Here is a 5,573-nt window from a genome sequence, read left to right on the forward strand (position 1 = left end):
CGACGTGTAGGCGACCGTGTCACGGCTGGTGAACGTCCCGGTGCCGGGATCGTAGAACCGCGCCCCCATGTCGACCTGACCGGTGTCCGGATCGGTCCAGTCCCCCTGGAAACCCGCCGCCGACTGAGTGCCGGAGGACGCGACCTTCTGCCCGTACGGGTCATAGGCCGTCGACGAGTCCAGCGACGTCAGCGCCGACCCGGCCGCGAACCCGCCGACCACGTCGTCATGCTGGTCGGAGATGACCATCTTCGCGCCGTCGGTCTCGGTGGAGACCGCCAGCAACGAGCCGTCGGGCCCACGGGCGAACTGCTCCTTGCCGTCCGACACGGTGTCCTGCTCGGTACCGGCGTACGTCAGGAGCTGCCCGTTGCGGTTGAGGACCCGGTCCAGGCCGTCGTAGACGTACGTTGCCCCCTCCGCCGACACGAGCCGGTCGAAGGCGTCGAACGAGTACGTCTCGGTCAGCCCCGAGCTCGTCCGCCCGGCGAGTGTCCCCCGCGGCGTGTACGCGTACGTGTAGTCGCTGTCCCTGATCAGCCGGTTGCGCTCGTCGTACTCAGCCGTCTTGGCCCCGGCCCGGATCCGGTTGCCCGAGTCGTCCCAGCCGTACTCGACCTTCCCCGCACCGCTCGTCCACGACGTGAGCCGGCCCGCGTCGTCGTACCCGTAGGTGTTGCTGCCGGCGCCCGCCGTCCCGGTCGTGTCCTTGCCGGTCAGGTGGTCGTCGAGGTCGTACTTGTACGTGATGGACGAGGCCACGCCGCCCGAGGCGTTCTTGAGCGCGTCGGTGGCCAGCCGGCCCAGCGTGTCGTAGCCGTACTCCCGCAGCCGCCCGGCGCCGTAGTCGATCCGGTCGACCAGGCCCGCGCTGTTGTAACGCATCGTCTGCGTGATGCCGGAGGCGCTGTCCTTAATGGTGTCCATGCGCCCGGCCTTGTAGCCGAATGTCGCGGTGCCGGTGACGTCGGTGCGGCTGACCAGGTTGCCGTCGTCGTCGTAGCCGAACGACGAGTCGCCGGACACCCCGGTCGCCGCGAGCAGGTTGCCCCGGTCGTCGTAGGAGAAGGTGTTCGCGTTCGCGCCGCCCGAGGTGACGACAGTGGTGCGGCTCTCCAGGTCGTACGTGAGTCCGCGGGCGGCGGTGCCCGCGCCGGAGCCGGTCTCGGTGGTGATCCGGCCGGCGGCGTCGTACGTGCGGGTGCGCACCACTCCGCCCGGTGCGGTGAGCCGGGTCGGGTTGCCGCCGAGGTCGTACCCGACGGTCCAGGTGCGGTCGGCGAGGGCCGGATGCGCCGCCGTCGACGGCTCGACCACCGTCTCCGGCAGACCGAGCGCGTTGACCGTGTAGAAGGTGGACAGCCCGCGCCCGTCGGTATACCGCGTGCGGTTGCCGGCCGCGTCGTAGCCGAACGACGTGGTGATCGTCGCCCCGCTGCCCTTGGGCTCGACCTGCTTGACCATCCGGTCGTGGGCGTCGTACTCGAAGGTGACGGTCTTCTTGAGCGCGCTGGTCCGGGACGTCACGTTGCCGTTGAGGTCGTAGCCGTAGGTCGACCGGCGCACCTCGGTGCCGTCCGGGGCCAGGTCGGCCTCGGCGGTCACCTGACCGAAGACGTCGTAGTCGCGGCGGGTCGTGCGGCCCGCGCCGTCGCTCTGGCGCACGGTGTTGCCGAAGGCGTCGTAACCCAGCCGGGCCACGTTCGTCGCCGGGTCGGTCGTGGTCAGGACCTCGCCGACCTTGTTGTACGTCATCGAGGTGACCAGGCCGCCGGGCGAGCGCACGGACACGACGTTGCCGGCGTCGTCGTAGGTCATCGCCGAGACCAGGGTCCGGGCGACCGGCTTGCGCTCGAACCGGGTCGTGGTGATCTGCCGGTCGAGGTCGTCGTACGTGCTCTCGGTGCGGATGCCGGTCGGGCTGGTGCTCGACAGCAGTTTGCCGGTCCGGGTGTACGTGTACTTCCAGACCAGCCGCTGCGCGTCGGAGCTGCCCGGCAGGTCCTTCTCCGTCAGCCGGTTGAGCCGGTCGTAGGTGAACCGGCTGACGTGGCCCCGCGCGTCGGTGCTGGCGACGACGTTGTTCAGCGCGTCGTACTCGACCTTCGTGACCGGGGACGCGGCGGTGTCGGCGCTGCCGGCCGGGGTGTAGAGCGGGCCGGTCGACTCGACGGCACGGCCCATCCGGTCGTACTTCGTGCGCGACACCGTGCCCAGAGCGTCGCGGGTGGCGACGACCTCGCCGAACGCGTTGTAGCCGGTGGTGACGGCCGGGCTGGTGACCTGGGCGGGCCCGCCGCCGGTCTCGGTGCTGACCGCGGGCGCCACCGTGGCGGTGCGGTCGCCGTTCTCGTCGTAGCGGAACGTGGTGACATTGGTGTTCGGGTCAGTCGTCGTCAGGACGAGACCGCGCTGGTCGTACGTGTAGGAAGTGGTCTGGGTCCGGGTGCCGTCGGACACCTTCTCCTGGAAGATCTGCCCCTTGGCGTTGTAGACCGTGGTCAGCACGCGCGACGCCGACGACGTCAGCCAGGGCACGTTGCTCGGCGTGCCGGTGACCGTGGTCTTGACGACGTTGCCGAGCGGGTCGTAGGCCTGCGTGCTCGACCGGTTGACCCCGCCGGGGTCCTGCGTCGTCGTCAGCGGGCGGCCCAGCTCGTCGAAGGTGTTGGTGCTGACGTCGGTGCCGTTGGCCAGCACCTGCCGGGTCAGGTTGCCCGCGGCGTCGTAGGTGTTGTCCTCCATGACCAGGTCACGCGTCGTGCCGTCCGGGTCGTGGAAGTTCTTCAGCACCTTCTTGGCGATCATGTCGTCGCCGAAGTAGGTGAACTCGATGCGGCGGCCCATGGAGTCGATCTGCACCGCCATGCGGCCGGCCCAGTCGTACGCATAGGAGTTGAGCACGACGTAGTCCTGGCCGGCGCCGCCGCCACCGTCCCGCCAGTCGTAGAGGCGCACCTCGGCCAGGGCGTTGCGCGCGGTGTACGCGTACCCGTAGCGGTTGCCGTTGCCGTCGACGACCGACACGCGGTTGCCGAACCGGTCCCAGCCCTCGGTCTGCTCGTCGCCCTCGGGGCTGACCGTGCGCGTCTGGTGGTTGAACTCGTCGTACTCGATGGTGGTGACGCGTTCCGGCTCGCTCGCCTGCTGCGCGTCCTTGACCACCGTCCGGACGATGTTGCCGTCCAGGTCGTACGTGCGGGTGGTGACCGCCTGGTGCTTCGTCTGGTCGACCGCGTTCGTGGTGACCGGGCCGGTGGTCGTGATGGGGCGGCCGAAATCGTCGTACGCGTACGTCGTCACGACACCGGCCGGGAAGGAGTCGGAGGTCTCCTTGTCCTGGATCTTGCGCCCGATCGCGTCGTACGTGGACTCGGTGACCAGCCCGCTCGGCGTGGTCGTGAGGGCCAGGTCGCCGGCCGCCGTGTACTTGAACCGGGTGACCTTGCCGGCGGCGTCGGTCACGGCCGCGACCAGGCCGGCCGGCACGGAGGCCGTCGACGAGCCGTAGCCGAGCTCGCTGCCGGTCGTGTACTCGGTCTTCGTGGTGGCACCCAGCGGCGTCGTCTCGAGCGCGATGTCGCCGACGGAGTTGTACGAGGTCGCCGACTTGTACTTGGCGTCGGTCGCGCTCGCGGACCGCGGGTCACGGACCTCGACCGGCAGGTCGTTGAGCGGATGGAACGGGTTGGCGGAGTCGGGCGTGGTGTAGGCGGTGTACGTCGTCTGGCAGCTGCCCGCGGCCCGGCAGGACGTCCGGGAGGCGACGTTGCCCCGGGCGTCGAAGGTCATCGTGACCTGGTCGCCGGTCTCGCTGACGATCTTGTTCTGGCGGCCCTGCGCGTCGTAGCCGAAGGAGCGGACCACCATGCCGGTCAGCTCGTGCTCGGTGAAGATCGGCCCGGTCGCGTCGCCCGGGATGGTGGTGCAGAACTGCGGCTCGCCGGGGTCCGGGCTGCTGCAGATCTCGGTGGGCGACGGGGACGGCTCCGCGCTGGGCAGCGGCTTGTCCTCGGGACGGGTGGCGACGCCCATCGGCGAGCCCGAGCGCAGGAGGCGGCCGGCGAGGGCGTCGTACTCGTACAGGTAGCCGCGGTCGGCGGGGTCGAGCACCTGCACCGAGCGGCGCAGGTCGGTGTCGCCGCCGTAGACGGTCGGGTTGCCGATCTTCCAGGTGCCGCCGTTGCCGTCGGTGTACTGCTCGACCCGGCCGGTCGACGTGTCGTACGTCGTCTCCGACGCGGTCTTGCCGCTGGGCAGGGTGACCGCCGCCAGCTGGTTCGCCGCGGTCCCGCCGGCGCCGCGGTGGGCGGCCACGGTCTGGTCGCTCAGGGCGTGGCCGTAGACGGCGATCTCGTCGAGGCTGCCGTGGAAGTACCGCTTGGCGGTGCTCCCCCAGGCGGGCCAGGTCGCCGGCGAGGTCGCGTACGCGGCGCCCGCCTGGTTGAACGTGAGCAGGCTGTGGTCGAGCACGCCCTCGGAGGCGGGCTTGGTCTTCTTGACGCCGTCGACGTAGAGCGTCTGGACGTCGCCGGTGACCGACAGCGCGACGTAGTGCCACTTGTCGTCGCGTACGTCGACGCCGCCGTCCAGCGGCTTCGGCGCGGTGGCCGCCGTCTTGAACTGGCCGTAGACGTGACCGTCGGTGCCGACGTAGAGCAGCGGCACACCGGTGGCGGGAGTGCCGTCGATGGCGGTGTCCTGGTAGCCGATCAGCGGGCCGCCGGTCTGCACCTTGCTGACCTTGAACCACAGCTCCACGGCGGTGTCGCGGCCACGCTTGACGATGCCCTTGGGCAGCTCGGCGACGGCGCTGCTGCCGTTGAACCCGGCGCCGGTCGCGGCGCTGCCGGCCACGGCTCCGGGCTGCTCGAGCGTGACGTTGCGCAGGGTCGCGGCGTCCTTGCCCAGGTTGGCGATGACCTCGCTGCCGGCGGCGGTGGCCCCGTTCTTCTCCCCCAGGCGCCAGTACGAGTCCGGGTCGCTGTCCAGCACGCTGCCGCGATACTGCGACCCCGGGGTGTACGCGTACGTGGTGCACGCCTCCGCCCCGGGACCGCAGACCTTCGTCAGGCTGTCGCCGGTGTACTCGTACGTCCAGGTGAGCACGCGCCCGGCGACGGCCTCGGTGGAGACGCTCGTGATGTGGGTGTTGGTGCTGTTCCAGCCGAAGGTCAGCGCCCGGCCCGTGGTGGCGTTCGGGTTGGCCTTCGCCTGCATCTTCGCGAGCCGGCCGGTGTCGGTGTAGGTGAACGCGAGCACCCGGCTGTACTTGTCGGTGATCGTGTTGATCCGGCCGTCGCCGCCGCGGAACGTGTAGACCGTGTTCTTGGCGTCGCGCAGGCTGTAGAGCCCGTTGGCCACGGTGAGCTGCGCCGTACGCCCGGCCGGGGCGGCGAAGGTCCCGTCGCTGTTCTTCCCGAAGCGCACCTGCTGACCGTCGGGATAGGTCACCAGCACGTTGCCCGAGCCGTCGCCGTCGACCGCCACGCGCATGTCGGCCTGGGTCATCCAGCCCTCGCCGAAGGCCAGGTCCCGGCGGGTGTCGAGGCTGTTGTAGGTCCGCGCGACCG

General features: G+C 70.5%; 1 protein-coding gene. It reads right to left on the reverse strand.

The window, feature by feature from the left end; genetic code table 11:
• Positions 1 to 5,573 (reverse strand): LamG-like jellyroll fold domain-containing protein (locus RAN62_RS40870; protein ID WP_305790284.1); only part of this gene is annotated, 5,573 nt, incomplete at both ends.

This window comes from Symbioplanes lichenis, assembly GCF_030709675.1.
Classification (GTDB): Bacteria; Actinomycetota; Actinomycetes; order Mycobacteriales; family Micromonosporaceae; genus Actinoplanes; species Actinoplanes lichenis.